This window comes from Vibrio porteresiae DSM 19223 (assembly GCF_024347055.1).
Taxonomy (GTDB): Bacteria; Pseudomonadota; Gammaproteobacteria; order Enterobacterales; family Vibrionaceae; genus Vibrio; species Vibrio porteresiae.
The window spans coordinates 3,186,711-3,212,267 of the sequence record NZ_AP024895.1 but is presented as its reverse complement, the minus strand read 5'-3'; the positions used below and the strand labels follow the sequence as shown (position 1 = coordinate 3,212,267).

15 protein-coding genes, 4 tRNA genes and 4 rRNA genes are annotated in these 25,557 nt (G+C 44.8%); 13 read left to right on the top strand and 10 right to left on the bottom strand.

Going from position 1 to position 25,557, the window contains the following annotated elements; genetic code table 11:
- Nucleotides 1-60: 60 nt before the first annotated feature.
- From OCV11_RS14600 to pepA, 3 genes are all read right to left on the bottom strand, one after another.
- Nucleotides 61-2,922, bottom strand: coding sequence for a valine--tRNA ligase (locus OCV11_RS14600; protein WP_261893731.1), 2,862 nt, complete (start codon nt 2,920-2,922; stop codon nt 61-63).
- Nucleotides 2,923-3,014: 92 nt separating this feature from the next.
- Entirely contained in the window at nt 3,015-3,464 is a 450-nt protein-coding gene (locus OCV11_RS14595) for a DNA polymerase III subunit chi (RefSeq protein ID WP_261893729.1), read from the bottom strand.
- A 70-nt stretch (nt 3,465-3,534) separates the two neighbouring features.
- Nucleotides 3,535-5,043, bottom strand: coding sequence for a leucyl aminopeptidase (gene pepA, locus OCV11_RS14590; protein WP_261893728.1), 1,509 nt, complete (start codon nt 5,041-5,043; stop codon nt 3,535-3,537).
- A 191-nt stretch (nt 5,044-5,234) separates the two neighbouring features.
- Here pepA and lptF point away from each other — a divergent pair, with 191 nt between their 5' ends.
- The 3 genes from lptF (at nt 5,235) to OCV11_RS14575 (ending at nt 8,748) form a co-directional block, all read left to right on the top strand.
- Nucleotides 5,235-6,338 (top strand): LPS export ABC transporter permease LptF, encoded by a 1,104-nt coding sequence (gene lptF, locus OCV11_RS14585; RefSeq protein ID WP_261893727.1) that lies wholly within the window; start codon nt 5,235-5,237, stop codon nt 6,336-6,338.
- Nucleotides 6,339-6,341: 3 nt separating this feature from the next.
- A complete protein-coding gene (gene lptG / locus OCV11_RS14580; RefSeq protein ID WP_261893726.1) occupies nt 6,342-7,412 on the top strand; it encodes an LPS export ABC transporter permease LptG in 1,071 nt (356 codons plus the stop codon).
- Nucleotides 7,413-7,635: 223 nt separating this feature from the next.
- On the top strand, nt 7,636-8,748 hold the full coding sequence (locus OCV11_RS14575; RefSeq protein WP_261893725.1) for a glycerol dehydrogenase: 1,113 nt from the start codon (nt 7,636-7,638) through the stop codon (nt 8,746-8,748).
- 87 nt (nt 8,749-8,835) lie between these two features.
- On the opposite strand, the gene OCV11_RS14570 is transcribed toward OCV11_RS14575, so the two are convergent.
- Genes OCV11_RS14570 through OCV11_RS14560 form a run of 3 tightly spaced genes read right to left on the bottom strand, consistent with a single transcriptional unit; the run spans nt 8,836 to nt 11,955 of the window.
- Nucleotides 8,836-10,557, bottom strand: coding sequence for an ArnT family glycosyltransferase (locus OCV11_RS14570; RefSeq protein WP_261893724.1), 1,722 nt, complete (start codon nt 10,555-10,557; stop codon nt 8,836-8,838).
- Nucleotides 10,550-11,224, bottom strand: coding sequence for a TVP38/TMEM64 family protein (locus tag OCV11_RS14565; protein ID WP_261893717.1), 675 nt, complete (start codon nt 11,222-11,224; stop codon nt 10,550-10,552). The genes OCV11_RS14570 and OCV11_RS14565 overlap by 8 nt, the downstream gene beginning before the upstream one ends.
- On the bottom strand, nt 11,221-11,955 hold the full coding sequence (locus OCV11_RS14560) for a glycosyltransferase family 2 protein (protein WP_261893716.1): 735 nt from the start codon (nt 11,953-11,955) through the stop codon (nt 11,221-11,223). Before OCV11_RS14560 ends, OCV11_RS14565 begins: the two co-directional genes overlap by 4 nt.
- Nucleotides 11,956-12,284: 329 nt before the next feature.
- Here OCV11_RS14560 and OCV11_RS14555 point away from each other — a divergent pair.
- The 10 genes from OCV11_RS14555 to rrf (OCV11_RS14510) all read left to right on the top strand — a co-directional run bounded on the left by OCV11_RS14555 (nt 12,285) and on the right by rrf (OCV11_RS14510) (nt 20,206).
- Nucleotides 12,285-12,369, top strand: a tRNA-Leu gene (locus OCV11_RS14555).
- Nucleotides 12,340-12,867: a hypothetical protein gene (locus OCV11_RS14550; RefSeq protein WP_261893715.1), complete on the top strand. Its 528-nt coding sequence runs from the start codon at nt 12,340-12,342 to the stop codon at nt 12,865-12,867. The genes OCV11_RS14555 and OCV11_RS14550 overlap by 30 nt, the downstream gene beginning before the upstream one ends.
- A 99-nt stretch (nt 12,868-12,966) precedes the next feature.
- Complete coding sequence (locus tag OCV11_RS14545; RefSeq protein ID WP_261893714.1) at nt 12,967-14,235, top strand: HD-GYP domain-containing protein; 1,269 nt, start codon at nt 12,967-12,969, stop codon at nt 14,233-14,235.
- 461 nt (nt 14,236-14,696) lie between these two features.
- Nucleotides 14,697-16,239, top strand: a 16S ribosomal RNA gene (locus tag OCV11_RS14540).
- 61 nt (nt 16,240-16,300) lie between these two features.
- Nucleotides 16,301-16,377: transfer RNA gene (locus OCV11_RS14535), tRNA-Ile, on the top strand.
- Between the two features lie 25 nt (nt 16,378-16,402).
- Nucleotides 16,403-16,478 (top strand) — tRNA-Ala (locus tag OCV11_RS14530).
- A 342-nt stretch (nt 16,479-16,820) separates the two neighbouring features.
- Nucleotides 16,821-19,707: ribosomal RNA gene (locus tag OCV11_RS14525) — 23S ribosomal RNA — on the top strand.
- Nucleotides 19,708-19,793: 86 nt separating this feature from the next.
- Nucleotides 19,794-19,909: ribosomal RNA gene (rrf, locus tag OCV11_RS14520) — 5S ribosomal RNA — on the top strand.
- A 62-nt stretch (nt 19,910-19,971) separates the two neighbouring features.
- Nucleotides 19,972-20,047, top strand: a tRNA-Thr gene (locus tag OCV11_RS14515).
- Nucleotides 20,048-20,090: 43 nt separating this feature from the next.
- Nucleotides 20,091-20,206 (top strand): 5S ribosomal RNA (rrf, locus tag OCV11_RS14510).
- The 16S, 23S and 5S rRNA genes sit together here with 3 tRNA genes alongside, the layout of an rRNA operon.
- Nucleotides 20,207-20,688: 482 nt before the next feature.
- Here rrf (OCV11_RS14510) and leuD read toward each other — a convergent pair.
- The 4 genes from leuD to leuA are packed head-to-tail and all read right to left on the bottom strand — an operon-like array spanning nt 20,689 to nt 25,466.
- A complete protein-coding gene (leuD, locus tag OCV11_RS14505; RefSeq protein WP_261893713.1) occupies nt 20,689-21,291 on the bottom strand; it encodes a 3-isopropylmalate dehydratase small subunit in 603 nt (200 codons plus the stop codon).
- 17 nt (nt 21,292-21,308) lie between these two features.
- Nucleotides 21,309-22,715: a 3-isopropylmalate dehydratase large subunit gene (gene leuC, locus OCV11_RS14500; protein ID WP_261893711.1), complete on the bottom strand. Its 1,407-nt coding sequence runs from the start codon at nt 22,713-22,715 to the stop codon at nt 21,309-21,311.
- A 56-nt stretch (nt 22,716-22,771) separates the two neighbouring features.
- A complete protein-coding gene (gene leuB / locus OCV11_RS14495; protein WP_261893710.1) occupies nt 22,772-23,863 on the bottom strand; it encodes a 3-isopropylmalate dehydrogenase in 1,092 nt (363 codons plus the stop codon).
- A gap of 49 nt (nt 23,864-23,912) precedes the next feature.
- Nucleotides 23,913-25,466: a 2-isopropylmalate synthase gene (gene leuA, locus OCV11_RS14490; protein WP_261893708.1), complete on the bottom strand. Its 1,554-nt coding sequence runs from the start codon at nt 25,464-25,466 to the stop codon at nt 23,913-23,915.
- Nucleotides 25,467-25,557: the final 91 nt, after the last annotated feature.

The following is a 25,557-nucleotide window of genomic DNA, read 5'->3' as shown; positions in this document are numbered from 1 at the left end:
AAAATACTAGCGAATAAAAAAGGCAGCCTCGGCTGCCTTTTATCATTCTAAGTAAGAGAATTAAAGCGCTGCGATAGTCACTTTTTGCTCTTCTAGTTTCACCAATGCGTCTTGGTAACCAGCTAGCTTATCGCGTTCTTTTGCGATAACCGCTTCAGGTGCTTTTGCCACGAAACCTTCGTTACCTAGTTTGCCTTCGATACGTTTGATTTCACCTTGAGTTTTGGTGATCTCTTTCGCTAGACGGTCAAGTTCAGCATCTTTGTCGATCAAGCCTGCCATTGGGATAAGCAGTTCAGATTTCGCTACAAGTGCTGTTGCACATGCTGGTAGAGTTTCGCCATCAGTAATGACGCGTACGCTTTCTAGTTTTGCCAGAGAAACAAGTACTTGCTTACAGGTTTCTAGACGGTTTGCGTCAACATCATTAGCCGCTTTCAACATCACTTCTAGTGGTTTACCAGGGTTAATGTCGTACTCAGCACGTAGGTTACGAATACATGTAATGAACGCTTTCACCCACTCGATATCGTCTAGTGCATCTTGATGAACGTTAGATGCATCGAATTGAGGCAGTGCTTGCAGCATGATGGTTTCACCAGACACACCGTCTACTAGTGGCTTGATGCTTTGCCAGATAGTTTCAGTGATGTATGGGATCACTGGGTGTGCTAGGCGAAGTGTTTTCTCTAGAACAGTGATCAGTGTACGGCGAGTAGCACGTTGCTGAGCTTCTGTACCTTTCCATAGAACCGGTTTAGTTAGCTCTAGGTACCAGTCACAGAATTGGTTCCAGATGAATTCGTATAGCGTGTTCGCAGCCATATCTAGACGGAAGTTGTCGATATGTTCGTTGAACGTTTTTGCTGCCAATTCAAACTGAGATTCAATCCATTTGTCGGCTAGTGAGTACTCAAGTTCAGCACCTGCAGCAAAGCCACAATCTTGCTCTTCTGTGTTCATTAGTACGTAACGGCTAGCGTTCCATAGTTTGTTACAGAAGTTACGGTAACCTTCTAGACGTTTCATATCCCAGTTGATATCACGACCAGTTGATGCCATTGCTGCAAGAGTGAAACGTAGTGCGTCTGTACCGTAGGCTTCGATACCGTTTTCAAACGTTTTACGGGTGTTCTTCTCAATCTTCGCTGCCAACTGTGGCTGCATCATGTTGCCAGTACGTTTAGTCACTAGAGACTCAAGATCGATACCGTCAATCATGTCGATTGGGTCAAGTACGTTACCTTTCGATTTCGACATTTTGTCGCCGTTTTCATCACGGATTAGACCGGTTACGTAAACGGTTTTGAAAGGAACTTGTGGTTTGCCGTCTTCATCTTTGATGAAGTGCATGGTCATCATGATCATACGAGCAACCCAGAAGAAGATGATGTCGAAACCTGTTACCAACACGTCAGTTGGGTGGAAGGTTGCAAGATCAGGTGTCTGTTCTGGCCAGCCTTGAGTACCGAAAGTCCACAGTGCAGAAGAGAACCAAGTATCAAGAACGTCGTCGTCTTGACGTAGTGCAACGTCTGCTGACAGGTCGTTTTCTTGACGAACTTCTTCTTCGCTACGACCTACGTAAACATTACCTTCTGCGTCGTACCATGCAGGGATGCGGTGACCCCACCAAAGTTGACGAGAGATACACCAGTCTTGAATGTCACGCATCCAAGAGAAGTACATGTTTTCGTATTGTTGTGGTACGAATTGGATATCGCCATCTTCAACCGCTTTGATTGCAGGTTCTGCAAGAGTTGCAGTACGTACATACCATTGGTCAGTTAGCATTGGTTCGATAACTACGCCACCACGGTCGCCGTAAGGGATAGTTAAATCGTGATCTTTGATTTCAACTAGAAGACCCAGTTGTTCAAATTCCGCTACGATCGCTTTACGTGCTGCAAAACGTTCCATACCTTGGAAACGCTCTGGGATGTCAGTTGCGTAAACGTCGCTTGGCTCACCTTTAGTCGTGAAGACTTCTGCAGCGTTACGAATGTTCGCATCTAGAGTAAAGATGTTGATCATCGGTAGGTTGTGACGTTTACCTACTTCGTAGTCGTTAAAGTCGTGTGCTGGAGTGATTTTTACACAACCAGTACCTTTATCCATATCTGCGTGTTCGTCACCCAAGATTGGAATGCGACGATCAATGATAGGCAGAAGAATTTCTTTACCAATCAGATCTTTGTAACGTGGATCTTCTGGGTTAACTGCAACACCAGTATCGCCAAGCATGGTTTCTGGACGAGTGGTTGCAACAACGATGTAGTCTTTGCCATCAGCTGTTTTTACGCCATCCGCTAGTGGGTAGCGGAAGTGCCACATATGGCCTTTAGATTCTTTGTTTTCAACTTCTAGGTCAGAGATCGCAGTGTGCAGTTTTGGATCCCAGTTAACTAGACGTTTACCACGGTAGATCAGGTCTTCTTTGAATAGACGTACGAAGACTTCTTGAACTGCGTTTGAGAAACCTTCATCCATAGTGAAGCGTTCGCGATCCCAGTCAACAGATGCGCCTAGACGACGAAGCTGACGAGTGATGTTACCGCCTGACTCTGCTTTCCATTCCCAAATTTTGTCGATGAAAGCATCGCGACCGTAGTCGTGTTTGGTTTTTTCTTCTTCAGCAGCAATTTTACGTTCTACCACCATTTGGGTTGCGATACCCGCGTGGTCAGTACCCACTTGCCACAAAGTGTTGTTGCCTTTCATACGCTGACAACGGATCAGAGTATCCATGATGGTGTCTTGGAAGGCGTGACCCATATGTAGGCTACCAGTGACGTTTGGTGGCGGAATCACGATGCTGTAAGCAGGCTTAGTTGTGTCACCGTGAGGCTTAAAGTAGCCTTGTTCTTCCCAAGTCTTATACAGATCTTGTTCGATAGATGTTGGGTTGTATGTCTTTTCCATAGTGCTCTTAAATGGATACTTTGATGGTTAATTCAGTCAATCTTCATAAGTGAGTTCTCTGGCAAAGAGAGCTTAACTATAAGGATGAACTGTTACGGATATTGAATCTCGATAGTCTGCAGTTGATACCCTGCTTGCCGATAGAGTTTATATCGTTCTCGAGCTCGTTGCTTCGCATTTTCTTCACAAGGAACGAAGTCTATCACTTCAGCGAAGTTCTGCGCAAAGGTTGTCTGATTATCCGCCAAATTTATTGCTAATTGGCGATGATATGACGCTTTTATTCCTTGGTCTCCTATCTCAATGTGAGTGCCATATTTAGGTCCTTCTCCCACTAGGTTATGCGCAATAAATTGGTGCGCATCGACCTGCCAAAACAGCTCAGCAAAGTGTTCGGCGTGGAGCTTGTCTTGGCACTGTAAGTAAACCTTGGCACCTTGCTGAGCAAAGTGTTGTGTCAAAAATACCACGTATTGTTCAAACCCGGAGGGTTCAGCTTGAGGAGATGACTCGCTCACAATGTAGAAAGTGGCCATTGGCATAACGCGATACCTTTACTGCAAATGAAAATAAGGTGCGAAGTAAAAAGGGCCTTACGGCCCTTTATTCAAATTACTCTTCAGTCTCTAGGCCACTGCGGTTTAGCAAGAATTGGACAAGTAAAGAGACAGGGCGACCCGTCGATCCTTTAGCTGCTCCAGATTTCCATGCAGTACCTGCGATGTCAATGTGTGCCCAGTTGTATTTCTTGGCAAACTTCGACAAGAAACAACCAGCAGTAATAGCACCACCAGGACGGCCACCAATGTTTGCCATATCAGCAAATGGGCTTCTAAGCTGCTCATGGTATTCGTCAGCAAGAGGCAGTCGCCATGCGCGATCACTTGCTTGCTCTGACGCGTTAACAATTTCATGAGCAAGTGGGTTATGGTTTGCCATAACACCGCTGATGTGATGACCAAGTGCAATCACACAAGCGCCAGTCAAGGTTGCTACATCAATAACACATTCTGGTTCGAAGCGTTCTACGTAAGTCAGTGCATCACAAAGAACCAAACGACCTTCAGCATCCGTGTTAAGCACTTCAACTGTTTGGCCTGACATGGTAGTCAGGATATCACCTGGACGGTAAGCGTTACTGCCAGGCATGTTTTCACAACCAGCAAGCACACCAATAACATTGATTGGCAAATTCATTTGCGCCAGTGCTTTCATCGCTCCAAACACGGAGGCTGCGCCACACATATCGTATTTCATCTCATCCATGCCTTCGCCTGGTTTGAGTGAAATGCCGCCTGAGTCAAAGGTTAGGCCTTTGCCCACGAGAACGATAGGTTTAGCCGTTTCATCTGGGTTACCTTTGTATTCGATAACCGACATCATGGATTCGTTTTTCGAACCACGACCAACAGCGAGGTATGAATACATACCCAATTTTTCCATCTCTTCTTCGCCAATGATTTTTGTGGTGACAGTGTCGAAGTCATCAGCAAGACGGCGAGCTTGAGAGGCTAAATAAGCTGGGTTAGCAATGTTAGGTGGCATGTTGCCTAAGTCTTTACATGCTTTCACACCAGAGGCGATCGCCAGACCATGAGCGATTGCTTTTTCACCTAAGCTGAGTTCGCGACGTGTTGGTACGTTGAATACCAATTTACGTAATGGACGGCGAGTCTCTGGCTTAACGGATTTAAATTGATCGAACGTGTAAAGGCCATCTTTGGTGGCTTCAACCGCTTGACGAACTTTCCAATAAGTATCACGGCCTTTTACGTGCAATTCTGTAAGAAAACATACCGCTTCCATTGAACCTGTTTCGTTCAATGTGCTGATGGTTTTTTGAATAATTTCTTTGTACTGACGTTCACCCAGTTCGCGTTCTTTACCACAACCTACGAGTAAAACGCGTTCAGACAGAACTCCCGGTACTTGATGCAGCAGTAGCATCTGCCCAGGTTTACCTTCTAGATCACCGCGACGAAGCAGTGAGCTGATATAACCATCGCTGATCTTATCGAGTTGTTCTGCCACTGGAGAAAGGCGGCGTGGTTCGAATACGCCCACAACGATACAAGCGCTACGTTGTTTCTCTGGGCTACCACTTTTAACACTGAACTCCATGCGTACTCCTACATCCTAAAGACAAATAGAACTAAATGTTGGATAATGCACTCTTACTTGTTGAATCCCTAAAGGGAGCTACCTTTTAAAGTTGAGTGCTAACAAATAGTGAAAATTTCAAAAATAAAAGGTTCAACGAGAAATTATAGTGATTCAATCAAAAAAACAAGTTTTGTATAGGTAATTTCAGCGTGATTATTGTCCGATATTTGATCCGCGAAACACTAAAGAGTCAATTTGCCATCTTTTTTGTACTTTTTTTAGTGTTTCTGAGCCAGAAGTTTATCCGGGTTTTAGCTGATGCTTCTGATGGCGAAATTCCTGCACGAATGATTTTATCTGTCGTAGGATTGAATATGCCATCAATGGGGCTTTTGATGCTGCCATTGAGTTTGTATATAGGTATTTTGCTTACCTTTGGTCGACTTTATGCGGAAAGCGAAATCACCGTGATGAATGCCACCGGCATTGGCAACAAATTTTTAGTGCGGGCTGCATTGTATCTGGCGTTAATTACGTCAGCTGCTGCGGCCTTTAACTCGTGGTGGTTATCGCCATGGAGCCAAGACAAAGTGGCTCAATTGATGGAGCAGCTTTCTGCTGATAACAGTGTCGACTTGCTGCAAAAAGGTCAGTTTCAACGTTCTCCAGATGGATCTTCAGTGGTATTTATTGATGACATCGAAAACAAAAAACTGTCGAATGTTTTTGTGGCTCAGTTAACGCCAAGAGAATCGGTACTGCCCAGTGTTATGTTCTCCAATTCAGGAGATGTAAAAGAGTTAAGCGATGGTCGCCAAGTGATCACTATGTATGACGGTACACGTTATGAAGGTGTACCCACACAAGTGAATTACATGATTACCACCTTCGAGCAATATCAAGGCTTAATTGGTCAGCGTGAAGTTGAACATGAAGATCGCGATTGGGAAGCCATCCCGACCATGCAATTGATGAAAAACTCGAATCCGAAAGCGCAGGCAGAGCTGCAGTGGCGTATTTCCTTAGTGGTGTGTATTCCATTACTAACTATGTTGGTTGTCCCATTATCTGCGGTGAACCCAAGACAAGGTCGTTTTGCCAAAATGGGGCCGGCGATTTTGATCTATTTGGCGTATTTCTTAGCCATCAGTGCGACTAAGTCAGCGTTAGAAGATGGAGCGATTCCTGCTGCGTTAGGGATGTGGCCAATTAACGCGGGTCTTTTAGTGGCTGCCATTATTGTGAACTCGTTAGATAGTCTTCCTGTGAGAAGATTTAAAGATAAGCTCAGACAAAAAAGAAAGGTGGCGTAAGTCGTGTTTAAAATTCTTGATTGGTATATTGGCCGAACGATTATTGCCACGTCGACTTTGGTTTTGGTGACCTTTGTTGGTTTGTCTGGAATCATCAAATACGTCGATCAGCTGCGTAAAGTGGGCAAAGGATCATACGATTTGTTGCATGCGCTCTATTTCGTTATTTTGAGCGTGCCTCGTGATATCGAAATGTTTTTCCCTATGGCGGCACTTTTGGGCGCTCTGATCGGTTTGGGTATGTTGGCTTCGAGTTCTGAGCTAGTGGTGATGCAAGCTGCGGGGTATTCGAAGTTACAAATCGGTTTGTCTGTGTTGAAAACCGCTGTTCCCTTGATGATCATCATCACCTTGCTAGGTGAATGGGGTGCACCACAAGCGCAGAAATTGGCTCGAGATATGCGCGCATTTGCCACCTCTAACGGTAATATTTTATCAGTACAAACAGGAGTTTGGGCTAAAGATGCCAGTGACTTTATTTTCATCACTAAGATCGATGACGATAAGCTGTATGGCATTAATATGTGGCGTTTTAACGATGATAAAAAGTTAACTGAAGTATTGTTTGCTAAAGAAGCAGATTACATCAAAGGTAAACATTGGTTATTGAAAAACGCGACCTTGACCGATATGCGTGACAACATAGTGATTAAGAAAACCAATTTGCCAACCTATCAGTGGAAAACGTCTTTAGAGCCAGACAAACTGCAGGTTGTTACGGTAAAACCTGAAGAATTGTCACTGAGTGGTTTGTACAGCTATGTACATTATCTTAAAGCCTCAGAGCAAGATGCTTCGCGATATGACCTAGCGTTTTGGCGTAAGATTACTCAACCTTTCTCTATTGCGGTCATGATGTTAATGGCGTTGTCGTTTATTTTTGGTCCACTGCGTAGTGTGACCATGGGCGCTCGTATTTTGTCTGGGGTGATCGCTGGCTTTACTTTCTATATTTCGAGCGAGTTTTTTGGCCCACTAAGCTTAGTGTATGGTTTCCCTCCATTTATTGGAGCAATAGCGCCAAGTCTTGTGTTTCTAACGATTGCGTTAGTCCTTATGGGGCGCAAAGCATAATAAATGAATAAGTAAGACAGCTTATTTGATGATTAAAAGGAAGCGCTAGCTTCCTTTTTTATTGGGCAAAATGGAGTTGCGGCGCAAGCAATGTTTGTCTGTGATAGGAAAAAATCCCGAGTTTAGTTCGCCTAACGTAATTAACGTGCCTGAGGTCAAAGAATCCACAGCACACTTTGCTAGGATATGTGCGTGGTTTAATACTATTACAAAGGAGCAAGTTGTGAATAAAACACCACGGACAGTAACGTCACCTAAAAAATTTATTATCGGTACTGGTTTGCTCGCTCAACTTCCAGATTATGTGAAAGATTTTGGCAACAATGCGTTTATCATCTGTGATGAATTCATTCTTACCAAAGTCAAAGAAGAAGCGATTGCTGCCATTGAAAAAGACAGCAACCTGACCGCAACGGCTGAAAAATTTAATTACGAATGTACTCAAGAAGAGATCGATCGTAATGCAAAATTGGCAGTGAAAACCCACGCAAATGTTATCGTTGGCGTTGGTGGTGGTAAAACATTGGACTGTGCTAAAGCTGTCGGTTATCAAGAAAAACTGCCTGTTATTCTTTACCCAACTATCGCATCAACTGATGCACCATGTACCGCTCTAGCGGTTATCTATAAATCTAATGGTGAATTTGACCATTATCTATTCCTACCTCAAAACCCTGATGCAGTGATTGCAGATACAGACATTATCTCTGGTGCACCTGCACGTTTCTTCGCAGCTGGTGTGGGTGATGCTTTGGCTACCTATTTTGAAGCAAGAGCTTGCTATGCATGTGATGGTGTCAACCTTGTTTTGAAAAAACCTTCTCGTACTGGTTTGGGCTTAGCACGACTGTGTTATGAACTACTCAGTGAAAACGTTGAAGCCGCTATGGATGCGTTGAAAAATAAAATCACGACTCCAGCTTTGGAACAAACTATTGAAGCGACCATTTACCTAAGTGGTGTTGGCGCTGAAGCAGGTGGTTTGGCCGCAGCTCACGCGGTTAACAATGGTATGTCAGCTGTACCTGATTTACATAAAGCTCAGCATGGTGAAAAAGTGGTATTTGGCTTGCTCACTCAGCTAGTGTTAGAAAATGCACCTAAAGCAGAAATCGATGAAGTAATTCGGATTGTGAAAACCGTTGGTTTACCTTTGACACTTGAAGATATGGGGCTGACCAAGTTTGTTGAATCTGAATGGCGTAAAGTGGCTCAAATTGCCTGTGCAGAAGGTGATACCATGAGCAACATGCCTAAAGCCGTTACGGAAGAAGAAGTTTATAGCGCAATGGTTGCCGCTAATAATATGGCTCACCGTTATAAAGCTAAAGCTTAGTTTGCCATAGATACAAAATGAGTTTTCTACTAACGCAAAAAAAGCGCCGTGGTCGGCGCTTTTTTTATAGTCACTGCGAAGTAATAACTAGTCAGTCACCGCATGCTTAGCGAACGGCATCACATACTGCTTAACTTTGGTTGGTGGTTCGCAGTTTGGCAAAATGGAATTGATATCGAAGAGATACCAGCCCCTACGATGCGCTTTACCAATGAATTTTGCTTTATCTGCGTTGAAGCAAACGAGATTGTCATTATCGCGGCCAATCACAAAGCGGTTTTCCCCTTGTTGAATCCACAGCCAAGCGTTGCGGTATTGATCGTCAATATCGGCAAGATAGCTAAATTGGGTCAGCTCTACGGGTGAATAAAGTAAAAATTGTTCACGATAGTCAACGATGGCTAAGTGTCCGTTAGGGCCAATGGCTTCAGCCGCTTCGGTCATGACCTCTTTTGCGGGGGTTCTTACCGGATCAAGCAAAACATATCCCCAGGAGCTATAGAGAATCCAGGTTATCGACATCAAAACACCAAATTTGCATAGTATTTGCGAACGATGCATTTTGATGTTGATGGCGAGCCATATCAGTGCGGTTACAGTAAAGAAAATGGCAAAGCCAATCACATCTGGATCTTCACCTAGGTTTTTAATCAGCCCTTTATTATGGGTAAACAGTAGGATGGCAACCACAAACAAGGCTAAGTTAAGTACCCAAGTCACCCATTTGATGAGGACGCTCATCCACCGCTCCATAGTTTTATGAGTCAACCAATGCGAGAAGCAGACAACCAGCATCGGAACTGCAGGTAGTATGTAGACCCCACGTTTACCAGGACTTAGGCTAAAGAAAAACACGACGAGAGCAACCCAAATCAGAAGCGAGCGAATGACACGGTCTTGGTGATAGTTTTTCCAGAAGCTACGGCTGAATAGGAAAAGTGATGCTGGAAACCAAAAACCTGGAATAACTTGTAACACAAAGTGATACCAAGGCTGTAAATGAGTCCAAGAATCTGCATAGCGCTTTGCTGTTTGTTTGAATAGGATGTTATCTCGATACGCCATGTAATCTGGATTACCGCTGACATCAACCCAATGCAACATCGGGAAGAACCAAGCAGATAAAACCAGCAGCATGCAAATCAACCCAAATACAATCTCGCCAATCGCTCGTTTAACGGATGTCTCTCCAGAACGAATGCGATAGGTGAGGGCTGGAATTAAGAAGAGGATAGGTAAGAAGCCGACACCTTTGGTGATGATACCCAATCCCATAAATGCCCAGCTCAGTCCATACCAAAGCCAACTCTGCTTAATGAAGTAGTGGCGAATAAAGCCATACATCGCAATTGTAATCCAGCAGGTAACCATCGCGTCAATTTGGGCTGTTTTGGCTTGTAGCACAAACTGCGGGATGAGCATCAATAGCAAAAATGCGTTGCGGGCGACTTTTACACTCCACAGTTTTGCCGATATGTCATAAACACATACGAGAGTGACAAGACCTGCAATGGTATTGGGAATTAAAAAAGACCAGTAAATACTGTTGGTTAAGCTATAGAAAATGGCGATCGCCCACATAAAAATGGGGGGTTTATCTGGATACAGTTCTCCACCACGCAATGGGAAAAACCAATTCCCAGAAACCACCATTTCTTTTGCTGCTTCAGCAAAGCGGGGTTCGTCTGCTGGCCAAGGACCACGTAAACCAATCCCCATCGCGATAATAATAAAGGCAAAGAAAAGTAATAAAGAGAGTACCTTATAGTAATCGTCACTATAAAAGCGGTCGGAGAGAGACTTAAACATTCGAATGTTCCCCTAGCTGTTCTTCTGAATGAAGAGATTGCTTATATCGTTGATATAAGTAATGGGTAAGAACCAAACTCACTATACCTAGAATGATGCTGACAATTAACTGCCATTGACTTGCAGAACCTACTCCTGAACCTGCAAGAGCAAAAATGATGGTTTGAGGCAGATAACCAAGCAAGGAGGCACCAATAAAAGAAAGCACAGGAACTCCTGTGATTCCTGATAATAGGTTGGTGATGAGGTTGCTACCAAGAGGAAAAATACGTAGTAGCAACACTTTGGAAAAGGGTTGAGTATCCACAAAACCTTTGAATTTACGGTAACGCTTACCCAATTTGCGCGTTAAGCTTTCTCGAAAAATCCAAGCAGCTAGCGCATAGGTGCAGATAGCACCAGTGATCGCACTAAGTAGACAGAGTAGAGTGCCTAGCACTCCACCAAACGTGAAGCCAAATGTGAATGCGATCAGTTGTCTGGGCCCACCACATGCGGTAAATACGGCACCAAATACCAATAGAATGCTTAACCCACGAACACCATCGTTGGCAACGTAATTTGCAATCCAGTTTTTATCTGCAATATGAATCCAAATATCACTATCAGATTCTGAATAGATCAGGATACATAACGCACATAAGAAGATGATCTTGAGCAGTTTCATTCTTGGTCTGTGTGTCTAATTTCAATAGTTGGCCACATGGTGCGTTTGCGAAGCCACATTACACCAAACATATCGACAATCCCAACCCAGAGTCGGTTCCATACGTTGTATTTAGAAACCCCAACAGTACGTTCGCGATGGTTGACTGGATAAACGATGATTTCACCATTCATTCTGCGAATTAAGGCAGGTAGGAATCGATGCATATGATCAAAGTATGGAAGAAGTAAAAAAGTCTCGCGGGGAAAAACTTTTAATCCACATCCTGAGTCTGGAACTCCATCGGCGAGGAAAAATTGGCGTACAGCATTAGCTACGCGGGATTGAAAGTGTACCCATGCGGTGTCTTTACGTTTGTTACGAAAGCCTGCAATACAAAAATGTTCAACAGAAAGGTTTTCGGCTTTCTCAATCATACCGAGTAGGTCTGCTGGATCATTCTGGCCATCAGCATCGAGAGTCGCAATCCATTTACCTTTTGCATGACGAACAGCACTATGAACCGCGGTACTTTGACCACAACTTTGAGGATGATGTAGTAGAGTGAGCGAGCAACCGAGACGGGCAGCTGTCTCTACAGCTTCTTTCCCAGTGTTATCAGTACTCCCATCATCTGTGAGTACTACCTCAAAGGTGATATGAGAGTTTAATGCGTTATGTATTTCTTCAATAAGAGGACCGATGTTACCTTCTTCGTTCTTCGCTGGTAACACCACAGAGAGTTTTATCATAATAGTAAGCCGGTGTTGTCGCTTATCAGAGCAGCATAATATGCTTAAATCAATGACGATAGTATGAAAGCTAAGCACTCATGTGTTGGACTGAAAAGCTAAATTAGTAATACTGGTAATATAAAGACGACAATATAAGCTGTTATCAGGATATGTTGAACACTAATTCTGCTGAAAAGTTGCCTAATAGTTGGCAAATTTGACTATTAAATCGATCGTTTGGTGAAAATATCAGCAAACGATTTAAAATTCAAAAATTTACTATTGCGCGCCTGCATTTCTTACGTATAATGCGTCACATCGAAAGGGCAAATCCCTTGAGATGCAATGCCACTGTGATGGAATTGGTAGACATGACGGATTCAAAATCCGTTGCCTTCGGGCGTGGCGGTTCAAGTCCGCCCAGTGGTACCAAATTCGAAGAAGCCGCTATTTATTAGCGGCTTTTTTTCGTCTGAGGTTTGGGAAATTAAAAACGTTGCCTTCGGTGCGGCGGCTGGAATGCCAGTCCAATCAGTCCGCCGAGTGGTACCAAATTCAAAGAAGCCGCTATTTATTAGCGGCTTTTTTTCGTCTGACGTTTGGCAAATTAAAAACGTTGCCTTCGGTGCGGCGGCTGGAATGCCAGTCCAATCAGTCCGCCGAGTGGTACCAAATTCAAAGAAGCCGCTATTTATTAGCGGCTTTTTTTCGTCTGACGTTTGGCAAATTAAAAACGTTGCCTTCGGTGCGGCGGCTGGAATGCCAGTCCAATCAGTCCGCCCAGTGGTACCAAATTCGAAGAAGCCGCTATTTATTAGCGGCTTTTTTGCGTCTGAAATTTGGGAGCTGATAACGTTACCTTCGGTGCGGTTCTTGTTTGCTTTTGATATACAAGAAACCTCAGCTGGTGGTTTGCACTACTATCAATAACTCATCCATTTCACAAAAACGTTATCTTTATCACTAGTCATACTTTTATACCTTATCCTAGACTTAAAGAATTGTCGTAAATTGGTATGGGGTAAAAGAGTGGCGAGTATCAAGATTACTGTCGATCGTCTGAAACCTGGTTTACATATTCGACTTCCTGTGAAGTGGAATGATCACCCCTTTCTATTTAATAGCTTCAAAATTAAATCTCAAGAGCAGATCAATCTTATTCGTCATTTAGGTATTCAACATGTCTTCCTGAATACTAATCAGAGTGATACTGAACCTCTCCCTCCTAAAAGTGAACAAGATAGCCAACCAGATTCCACTGAAGCTGAGGCTCAATCTGAATTTGATCAAGAAGTCGATAAACTGTGGCAAGAGAAGCAAAAGCGCATTGAAAAACTCAACACTTATAGAAGAAGAGTGAGTGCCGTTGAAAAAGAGTTTGAACGATCGCTTTCACGTATGCGTGCAGTGATGAACAAAATTCGCAATAGACCAATGGATGCGGTAAATGAAGCGAGTCAACTAGTAGAGGATGTCGTCGATAAACTGTTAAGCGACGATAATGTGACTTTGCATCTCATGAACAGTAAGAGTGAATTTGAAGATATCTATTTTCACTCTCTTAACGTAGCTGTTATTGCGATGATGATCGGCCGAGCAAAAGAGTATGCGCCAGAAAAGATAAAAGAGTTGGCGTTTGCTGCACTCTTTCATGATATGGGCAAAGTAAGAGTGCCGACGGCCATTGTTCGTAAACAGACTCAGCTAAGCGAGCCGGAACTCAACTATCTTAAGCTGCATACCAAATATGGTTTAGAGATAGCAGGTAATATAGAGGACTTTCCCGAGACAGCACGTAAGGTGATTGAACAGCATCATGAACTCAATGATGGTTCTGGGTATCCTCAGGGGTTAAAAGGTGATGCTATCGATGAGTTGGCGAAAGTGGTCGCTGTAGCAAATGCATTTGATAACCTTTGCCATCCCAACATTCCAAGTGAACAAAAGATTCCATACATTGCTCTGTCGCATCTATTTAAAAACTGCAAACATCTTTATGACCAAGAGAACTTAAGTATTCTGGTTAAGTTCATGGGGGTGTTCCCTCCAGGCACTGTCGTTCAGCTTTCTAATGAGATGGTCGGGTTAGTCATCTCAGTCAACATTAACAATCTGCTGTTCCCCAATGTACTCATCTATGACCCCAGCGTTCCACGTAACCAAGCCCCAATTATTGACTTGGCAGATAAAGACATAAAGATAGTGAATGCAATCCTTCCTAATAAACTACCGGACAAAATTCGCGAGTATCTAAATCCAAGAGCTCGAGTATCCTATTTCTTTGATGGTAATGAATAGTTATCCACAGGATTCTGTGTGTAACTTGTTACCATTCTGAGGGCTGTTTGGGTATAAAAAATAGGTTGCTGTAAGTTTGTTCAAACGAACGTTTTTCAGTAAAAAAACGCATTATTCTGCTTGCCAACATTTTATAACTCCCTATAATGCGCCCCACTGACACGGCAGACGCCACAAGGCTTCAGCGGTATCAGTAAGAGGATAAGACGCTCGAATGAGAAAGTTGAAAAAAGTGTTTGACACTGACAACGAAATCGCTAGAATGCACCTCCGCTTCGAAAGAAAAGTTCTTGAAAAGCAAGCTCTTTAACAATTTAAACCTATCAATCTGTGTGGGCACTCGTTGATGATAATCATAGCTTCTTAGGAAGCACAATGGTTTCAATGAACTGAGTGACCAATTAAGTCTTCGGACTTAGCACAGTCAATTTATTCAGTATTCATTGAGCCGAAAAAACTTTTAATTGAAGAGTTTGATCATGGCTCAGATTGAACGCTGGCGGCAGGCCTAACACATGCAAGTCGAGCGGCAGCACAGAGGAACTTGTTCCTTGGGTGGCGAGCGGCGGACGGGTGAGTAATGTCTGGGAAGTTGCCCGATAGAGGGGGATAACCATTGGAAACGATGGCTAATACCGCATAACCTCGCAAGAGCAAAGAAGGGGATCTTCGGACCTTTCGCTATCGGATACGCCCAGATGGGATTAGCTAGTTGGTGAGGTAAGGGCTCACCAAGGCGACGATCCCTAGCTGGTCTGAGAGGATGATCAGCCACACTGGAACTGAGACACGGTCCAGACTCCTACGGGAGGCAGCAGTGGGGAATATTGCACAATGGGCGCAAGCCTGATGCAGCCATGCCGCGTGTATGAAGAAGGCCTTCGGGTTGTAAAGTACTTTCAGCAGTGAGGAAGATGGTGAGATTAATACTCTCATCATTTGACGTTAGCTGCAGAAGAAGCACCGGCTAACTCCGTGCCAGCAGCCGCGGTAATACGGAGGGTGCGAGCGTTAATCGGAATTACTGGGCGTAAAGCGCATGCAGGTGGTCTGTTAAGTCAGATGTGAAAGCCCGGGGCTTAACCTCGGAATCGCATTTGAAACTGGCAGGCTAGAGTGCTGTAGAGGGGGGTAGAATTCCAGGTGTAGCGGTGAAATGCGTAGAGATCTGGAGGAATACCGGTGGCGAAGGCGGCCCCCTGGACAGACACTGACACTCAGATGCGAAAGCGTGGGGAGCAAACAGGATTAGATACCCTGGTAGTCCACGCCGTAAACGATGTCTACTTGGAGGTTGTGGCCTTGAGCCGTGGCTTTCGGAGCTAACGCGTTAAGTAGACCGCCTGGGGAGTACGGTCGCAAGATTAAAACTCAAATGAATTGACGGGGGCCCGCACAAGCGGTGGAGCATGTGGTTTAATTCGATGCAACGCGAAGAACCTTACCTACTCTTGACATCCAGAGAACTTAGCAGAGATGCTTTGGTGCCTTCGGGAACTCTGAGACAGGTGCTGCATGGCTGTCGTCAGCTCGTGTTGTGAAATGTTGGGTTAAGTCCCGCAACGAGCGCAACCCTTATCCTTGTTTGCCAGCGAGTAATGTCGGGAACTCCAGGGAGACTGCCGGTGATAAACCGGAGGAAGGTGGGGACGACGTCAAGTCATCATGGCCCTTACGAGTAGGGCTACACACGTGCTACAATGGCATATACAGAGGGCGGCTAACTTGCGAAAGTGTGCGAATCCCAAAAAGTATGTCGTAGTCCGGATTGGAGTCTGCAACTCGACTCCATGAAGTCGGAATCGCTAGTAATCGTGGATCAGAATGCCACGGTGAATACGTTCCCGGGCCTTGTACACACCGCCCGTCACACCATGGGAGTGGGCTGCAAAAGAAGCAGGTAGTTTAACCTTCGGGAGGACGCTTGCCACTTTGTGGTTCATGACTGGGGTGAAGTCGTAACAAGGTAGCGCTAGGGGAACCTGGCGCTGGATCACCTCCTTAATACGAAGATTATTGCGATGAGTGTTCACACAGATTGATACGGTTTAATAGAGCACCTAGTGGGTCTGTAGCTCAGGTGGTTAGAGCGTTCGCCTGATAAGCGAGAGGTCGGTGGTTCAAGTCCACTCAGACCCACCAATATTTCCGTAAGGAAAACACCGATGGGGTTATAGCTCAGCTGGGAGAGCGCCTGCCTTGCACGCAGGAGGTCTGCGGTTCGATCCCGCATAGCTCCACCATCTTTAAGCGCATTTGCGACAGTGTTCTTAAAAATGGTTTTACTTTCTTTATGAAAGAAAATCTTTGCTCTTTAACAATTTGGAAAGCTGACAAAACAATGTTTTATTTCAATGAAATAAAACATTGTTTGTAAAGTTCTCAATTGTCTTCGTTAAGAAGACAAACAAAAACACATTCAAGTGTTCTTGGATTCACTTTTACAGTGAATATTCAAAATTGAGTCCGGCAATATCGAGTCTGCAACATGTATAAAAATGCAGACAACCTTGGTGACTAACCTTTGATTTCACTTTTTAAAAGTGGAGACAAATAGTTCAACTCGAAACTTTTTTGGGTTGTATGGTTAAGTGACTAAGCGTACACGGTGGATGCCTTGGCAGTCAGAGGCGATGAAGGACGTACTAACTTGCGATAAGCGTAGATGAGGCAGTAAGAGCCACTTGAGTCTACGATTTCCGAATGGGGAAACCCAACTGCATAAGCAGTTATCTTTAACTGAATACATAGGTTAAAGAAGCGAACCGGGAGAACTGAAACATCTAAGTACCCCGAGGAAAAGAAATCAACCGAGATTCCGAAAGTAGCGGCGAGCGAAATTGGATTAGCCCTTAAGTTTATTATGCGTCAGGCGAAGGCTCTGGAAAGGGCCGCGATACAGGGTGATAGCCCCGTAGCTGATAACGCATAGTAAGTGAAAACGAGTAAGGCGGGACACGTGTTATCCTGTCTGAACATGGGGGGACCATCCTCCAAGGCTAAATACTCCTGACTGACCGATAGTGAACCAGTACCGTGAGGGAAAGGCGAAAAGAACCCCTGTGAGGGGAGTGAAATAGAACCTGAAACCGTGTACGTACAAGCAGTAGGAGCCTCCTTTGTGGGGTGACTGCGTACCTTTTGTATAATGGGTCAGCGACTTATATTCAGTGGCAAGGTTAACCGTTTAGGGGAGCCGTAGGGAAACCGAGTCTTAACTGGGCGCACAGTCTCTGGATATAGACCCGAAACCGAGTGATCTAGCCATGGGCAGGTTGAAGGTTGAGTAACATCAACTGGAGGACCGAACCGACTAATGTTGAAAAATTAGCGGATGACTTGTGGCTAGGGGTGAAAGGCCAATCAAACTCGGAGATAGCTGGTTCTCCCCGAAAGCTATTTAGGTAGCGCCTCGGACGAATACTACTGGGGGTAGAGCACTGTTAAGGCTAGGGGGTCATCCCGACTTACCAACCCTTTGCAAACTCCGAATACCAGTAAGTACTATCCGGGAGACACACGGCGGGTGCTAACGTCCGTCGTGAAGAGGGAAACAACCCAGACCGCCAGCTAAGGTCCCAAATTATAGCTAAGTGGGAAACGATGTGGGAAGGCTTAGACAGCTAGGATGTTGGCTTAGAAGCAGCCATCATTTAAAGAAAGCGTAATAGCTCACTAGTCGAGTCGGCCTGCGCGGAAGATGTAACGGGGCTAAGCTATAAACCGAAGCTGCGGCAATGCAATTTATTGTATTGGGTAGGGGAGCGTTCTGTAAGCCGTTGAAGGTGAGTTGTAAAGCTTGCTGGAGGTATCAGAAGTGCGAATGCTGACATGAGTAACGATAATGGGGGTGAAAAACCTCCACGCCGGAAGACCAAGGGTTCCTGTCCAACGTTAATCGGGGCAGGGTAAGTCGACCCCTAAGGCGAGGCAGAAATGCGTAGTCGATGGGAAACGGGTTAATATTCCCGTACTTCTTACAATTGCGATGGGGGGACGGAGAAGGCTAGGTGGGCTTGGCGACGGTCGTCCAAGTTCAAGTGCGTAGGTTGGGTGTTTAGGCAAATCCGGACACCTAAGACTGAGACACGATGTCGAGCACCCAAGGGTGTGAAGTCATTGATGCCATGCTTCCAGGAAAAGCCTCTAAGCTTCAGATTGTAAGGAATCGTACCCCAAACCGACACAGGTGGTCGGGTAGAGAATACCAAGGCGCTTGAGAGAACTCGGGTGAAGGAACTAGGCAAAATGGTACCGTAACTTCGGGAGAAGGTACGCTCTCGACGGTGAAGTCCCTTGCGGATGGAGCTATTGAGAGTCGCAGATACCAGGTGGCTGCAACTGTTTATTAAAAACACAGCACTGTGCAAAATCGTAAGATGACGTATACGGTGTGACGCCTGCCCGGTGCCGGAAGGTTAATTGATGGGGTTAGCGCAAGCGAAGCTCTTGATCGAAGCCCCGGTAAACGGCGGCCGTAACTATAACGGTCCTAAGGTAGCGAAATTCCTTGTCGGGTAAGTTCCGACCTGCACGAATGGCGTAATGATGGCCACGCTGTCTCCACCCGAGACTCAGTGAAATTGAAATCGCTGTGAAGATGCAGTGTACCCGCGGCTAGACGGAAAGACCCCGTGAACCTTTACTACAGCTTGGCACTGAACATTGAGCCTACATGTGTAGGATAGGTGGGAGGCTATGAAGCGAAGACGCCAGTTTTCGTGGAGTCGACCTTGAAATACCACCCTTGTATGTTTGATGTTCTAACTTAGTCCCATTATCTGGGACAAGGACAGTGCCTGGTGGGTAGTTTGACTGGGGCGGTCTCCTCCCAAAGAGTAACGGAGGAGCACGAAGGTGGGCTAATCACGGTTGGACATCGTGAGGTTAGTGCAATGGCATAAGCCCGCTTAACTGCGAGAATGACGGTTCGAGCAGGTGCGAAAGCAGGTCATAGTGATCCGGTGGTTCTGAATGGAAGGGCCATCGCTCAACGGATAAAAGGTACTCCGGGGATAACAGGCTGATACCGCCCAAGAGTTCATATCGACGGCGGTGTTTGGCACCTCGATGTCGGCTCATCACATCCTGGGGCTGAAGTCGGTCCCAAGGGTATGGCTGTTCGCCATTTAAAGTGGTACGCGAGCTGGGTTTAGAACGTCGTGAGACAGTTCGGTCCCTATCTGCCGTGGGCGTTGGAGAATTGAAAGGGGCTGCTCCTAGTACGAGAGGACCGGAGTGGACGAACCTCTGGTGTTCGGGTTGTGTCGCCAGACGCATTGCCCGGTAGCTAAGTTCGGAATCGATAACCGCTGAAAGCATCTAAGCGGGAAGCGAGCCTTGAGATGAGTTCTCCCTGGCGCTATAAGCGTCCTAAAGGGTTGTTCGAGACTAGAACGTTGATAGGCAGGGTGTGTAAGCGTTGTGAGGCGTTGAGCTAACCTGTACTAATTGCCCGTGAGACTTAACCATACAACACCAAAAGGGTTTTGTAGGACTCGATTAAGACACTTGAATTGTGTTGAGACTTGAAACAGCTTTCTAAATTAAAGAATTTGCTTGGCGACCATAGCGATTTGGACCCACCTGATTCCATGCCGAACTCAGAAGTGAAACGAATTAGCGCCGATGGTAGTGTGGGGTTTCCCCATGTGAGAGTAGGACATCGCCAGGCTTTAATTTCTAAAAAAGCCCGTGTTTACGCGGGCTTTTTTAATCGAATTAAAGAATTTGAGTGCTGATATGGCTCAGTCGGTAGAGCGCATCCTTGGTAAGGATGAGGTCCCCAGTTCGATTCTGGGTATCAGCACCACTTATTAAATATTATTGAATATTCTTCAGTAATAAAGAATTTGCTTAGCGACCATAGCGATTTGGACCCACCTGATTCCATGCCGAACTCAGAAGTGAAACAAATTAGCGCCAATGGTAGTGTGGGGTTTCCCCATGTGAGAGTAGGACATCGCTAGGCTTTATTTTAAAACCCCAGCCACCGGCTGGGGTTTTCTCGTTTATAGCTATCACAGCTTGGACCTATCTCTCCCTATCTATACCTATGACATTAATTAAGTGGTCAATTTTATCCAACTCCTAAAGGAGAGTGATACGACTCTACTTTTGTCCTCTGAAAAACGATTCCAAGCACCCCACAAACACTATCACCAATCGCTTCATAGTTAGCAAAACATTGGTTAGCCAATTCATTTTGCCTTCACCAACGCCATACTTGTTCTACTGAGTTCAGTTCGGGTGAATAGGGTGGAATATGGATAATCACTAGGGTTGAATACTTTTTAACAAGATAACGTGGATACTAGCTTGCTTGATACTTCACACTAGCTGAATGTTTTCCCTCTGGTGTCCCAGAAAAAACAGGAATAGGCAGATAAAGATCTTCTTATAGATAAAAAAAGCTGCCTGAGAGGCAGCTTTAGGTTAAACATTCAATAGTATTTATTGCAGGAAGCTAGGGATGTTAGCCTCATATTCAGCAATTTTGTCGGCATGTTGTAGAGTTAGGCCAATGTTATCTAGACCATTTAATAAACAGTGACGACGGAAAGCATCGATTTCAAAGTGGTACTCTTTACCATTGGCAGTGACTGTCATTGTTTCCAAATTAACGGTCACTTGAGCGCCTTCAGTCGCTTGCACGAATTGGAAAATTTCATCGACTTCTGCTTCGGTTAGGCGCACTGGAACCATTTGGTTATTGATGGAGTTACCATAGAAGATATCGGCAAAACTTGGTGCAATCATAACTCTGATGCCATAGTCCGCTAATGCCCAAGGCGCATGTTCACGTGAAGATCCACAACCAAAGTTTTCGCGTGCTAATAGAATGCTTGCACCTTTGTACTGAGGTTTATTCAATACAAACTCTGGATTTGGCTGCTCACCAGCGTCATCAAGGAAACGCCAATCATGGAAAAGGTGTTTACCAAAACCGATACGGTTTACTTTCTGTAGAAACTGTTTTGGAATGATTGCATCGGTATCTACGTTAGCCGCATCAAGAGGCACAACCAAACCAGTATGTTGTTTAAATCCTGTCATGACAATGTCCTCTAAGTTTAGTGAAATTCGCGAATATCAACAAAGTGTCCAGCGATTGCAGCAGCAGCAGCCATAGCTGGGCTGACTAGGTGAGTACGGCCATCACGGCCTTGGCGACCTTCAAAGTTACGGTTAGAGGTGGATGCACAGCGCTCCTGAGGGCCTAAGCGATCGTTGTTCATCGCAAGACACATAGAGCAGCCAGGTAAACGCCATTCAAAGCCCGCTTCAATAAAGATTTTGTCTAAGCCTTCTGCTTCAGCTTGAGCTTTCACTTGTTCAGACCCTGGAACGATCAACGCTTGTACATGTGCAGCTACTTTTTTACCTTTGGCTACAACAGCTGCAGCGCGCATATCTTCAATACGAGAGTTGGTACATGAGCCAACAAATACTTTATCCACTTTGTAATCAGACAGTTTTTTACCCGCTTCTAATCCCATATAAGCTAACGCCTTAGCTGCCGACGCTTTTTCAACAGGATCAGTAAAGTCTTCTGGAGATGGAATAATACCGTCAACTGCCATCACTTGGCCTGGGTTTGTACCCCATGTAACTTGTGGGCGAATATCCGCTGCGTTTAGTGTTACTACTGAATCGAATTCTGCGCCGTCATCCGTTTTTAGCGATGACCAGTAGCTAACTGCTGCTTCCCAATCTGCTTCAGATGGTGCATAACGACGACCTTTGATGTAATCGAAAGTGGTTTGGTCAGGTGCAATAAGGCCAGCTTTAGCACCTAGCTCAATCGCCATGTTACATACAGTCATACGACCTTCCATGGTTAGATCGCGAATAGCTTCTCCACAGAATTCAACAACGTGACCAGTACCGCCGGCAGCAGTTGTTTTGCCGATAATAGCTAACACGATATCTTTAGCCGTAATACCTGCAGCAACTTTGCCTTTGACTTCGATCTTCATTGTTTTAGCACGAGCTTGCTTTAGCGTTTGTGTTGCCAAAACATGTTCAACCTCTGAAGTACCGATACCAAATGCTAATGAACCGAAGGCTCCATGTGTCGCTGTGTGAGAGTCACCACATACAATGGTCATACCTGGTAGAGTAATACCTAGCTCAGGCCCCATTACATGAACGATACCTTGGTATTTATGGTTAATGTCGAACAGAGTGACGCCAAACTCTTTACAGTTTTGAGAAAGCGTTTCCATCTGAATTCGAGCCATTTCACCTGAGGCATTAATATCTTTGGTGGTAGTCGATACGTTGTGGTCCATGGTCGCAAATGTTTTGCTAACTTGGCGGACTGGGCGTCCTTTTTCACGTAAGCCATCAAAGGCTTGAGGTGAAGTTACTTCATGCACCAAATGTCGGTCGATATACAGAATCGGGTTTTCACCTTCAGCTGCTACGGCAATATGTGCATCATAAATTTTTTCGTATAAGGTTTTTGCTTTTGACATTGCTTGTATCCTTTCCGCTCTCAGAGCAAAAGGAGGCCATTGTTTGGCCTCACTTATTATGAGTTAGAGATGTAAGCAGCGATGATATCGCCCATTTCACTAGTAGATAACGCAGGTTTATTACCTGCCAAGTCGCCAGTTAGTTGACCGGCAGCTAGTGCTTTACTTACAGCAGCTTCAATATCTTGAGCTGCAGCTTCTTCACCAAGGCTATAACGTAGCATTAGCGCTGCTGATAAGATTTGAGCTACTGGGTTAGCGATATTTTTTCCAGCAATGTCTGGAGCACTACCGCCAGCTGGCTCGTATAAACCAAATTTACTTTCATTCATACTTGCTGAAGGTAGCATGCCCATAGAGCCAGTAATCATGGCGCATTCATCAGACAGAATGTCACCAAAGATATTTGAGCAAAGTAGTACATCAAATTGCGAAGGATCTTTGATTAGCTGCATGGTCGCGTTGTCGATGTACATGTGTGATAACTCGACATCTGGGTAGTCTTTGGCAATTTGAGTTACGATTTCGCGCCATAAAATGGAGCTCTGTAGAACGTTTGCTTTATCGATGGAACATACTTTCTTACGACGTAAACGAGCTGATTCAAAAGCGATTTTTGCGATACGTTCAATTTCGTAGCGATGATAAACTTCGGTATCAAATGCTTTTTCATTTGCTCCTTCGCCTTCACGGCCTTTAGGTTGACCGAAGTAAATACCACCAGTTAATTCACGCACAACCACGATGTCAAAACCGCGTGCTGATATGTCAGCACGAAGAGGGGAGAAGTTTTCTAATCCCTGATGGATTTGAGCTGGGCGAAGGTTACAAAACAATTGAAAATGTTTGCGTAGCGGCAAAAGTGCACCACGTTCAGGTTGTTCATTAGCTGGCAGATGTTCCCATTTTGGACCACCGACAGAACCGAACAGAATCGCATCAGACTCTTCACAAGCAGCAAGTGTGCTATCCGGTAGTGGTTTACCGTGGTTGTCTATTGCGATACCACCAATGTCATGTTCTTCACGTGCGAAAGTGACGTTATATTTTGCTTCAATTGCATCTAGCACTTTGTGTGCTTGTTGCATTACTTCTGGTCCGATGCCATCACCTGGTAAAACGGCAATTTTGTATGTTGTGTTTGTCATGCGAATCCTATTCGTCTCAATTATGTTCAATATTTTTTGCTATTCATTTTTAAACAGTAGCAATTTTTTTGTTCTGTTTGATTTGCTCGATTTCGTTTGCACGGTGAATGCTATTAATTACATGCAATAGAGCTTGTCCTGATGCTTCAACGATATCGGTTGAAACACCCGTACCGTGGTATTTACGGCCTTTGTAGTTGGCAATAATATCCGCTTGACCAAGGCCATCTTCACCTTCACCTTTTGCAGTTAGATCGAATTTATCCAATACGATCTCGTAGCCAGTGACACGGTAGATACATTGATATAAAGCGTCTACGGGGCCATTACCGACTGCAGCTTCGCATTTCTCTTCATCGCCGCACTGCAACTTGATGCTCGTGGTGGCCATTACACTACCAGATTGCACGCTTAAATAGTTCAATTTAAAGAAATCATCTTCATCACGTAGATTAGAGAAGTACATCAACGCTTCTAGATCGTAATCGAAAACTTGTCCTTTCTTATCGGCCAGTTTTAAGAAGTTTTCGTACAAGATATCCAAATTGTACTGATTTTCGCTGTATCCTAGTGATTCCATATGGCTTTTAACAGCAGCACGACCACTACGGCTGGTTAAGTTAAGACCTTGATTTTTCAAACCGATAGATTCTGGTGTGATGATCTCGTACGTGTTCTTGTTCTTTAGCATGCCATCTTGGTGAATGCCTGAAGAGTGACTAAATGCGTTCGCACCAACAATCGCTTTGTTGCTTTGAATTGGCATGTTGCATAGTTGACTCACCAATTTACTCGTGCGGCTGATTTCTTCATGTTTAATGTTGGTTGTCACGCCACCTAGCAACTCTTGGCGAGTTTTTAGAATCATCGCGATTTCTTCTAATGCTGTATTACCAGCACGTTCACCAATCCCGTTGATTGTTCCTTCGATCTGGCGAGCACCAGCTTGGACTGCGGCAATTGAGTTTGCTACAGACATACCTAGGTCATCGTGGCAGTGCACTGAGATAATGGCTTTATCAATGTTAGGTACGCGGTTAAATAGTGATTGGATGATGCCGCCAAATTCGCTTGGTACGGTATAGCCTACTGTATCTGGGATATTGATAGTGCGGGCACCAGCATTAATCGCAGCCTCAACCATACGGCATAGGTTGTCGATTGGTGTGCGACCTGCATCTTCACAAGAAAATTCAACGTCATCGGTGTAGTTACGAGCATGTTTTACCGCTCGTACCCCCATTTCTACGACATCGTCATAACTTCTGCGTAGTTTGTCTTGAACATGAACTGTTGAAGTGGAAATAAACGTATGGATACGGAATGCTTCTGCGACTTTCAATGCTTCTGCTGCGGCATCAATGTCTTTCTCAACGGCACGAGAAAGAGCACAGACACGGCTATTTTTTATGTGTTTTGCAATAGTTTGAACAGATTCGAAATCGCCCGGAGAAGAAACTGGAAAACCTGCTTCGATCACATCAACGCCAAGACGTTCTAGTGCATAAGCAATTTGCAGTTTCTCTTTTACGGTAAGACTGGCTGATAATGCTTGTTCACCATCACGTAATGTTGTGTCGAATATAATGACCTGGTCACTCATGTTTACTTCCTCATGTCGGGTGTTAATCGTTTACTTCCTGGATTTAGTTATAAAAAAACCCGCTTTAAGCGGGTTTTTGTAATTCTTCGTT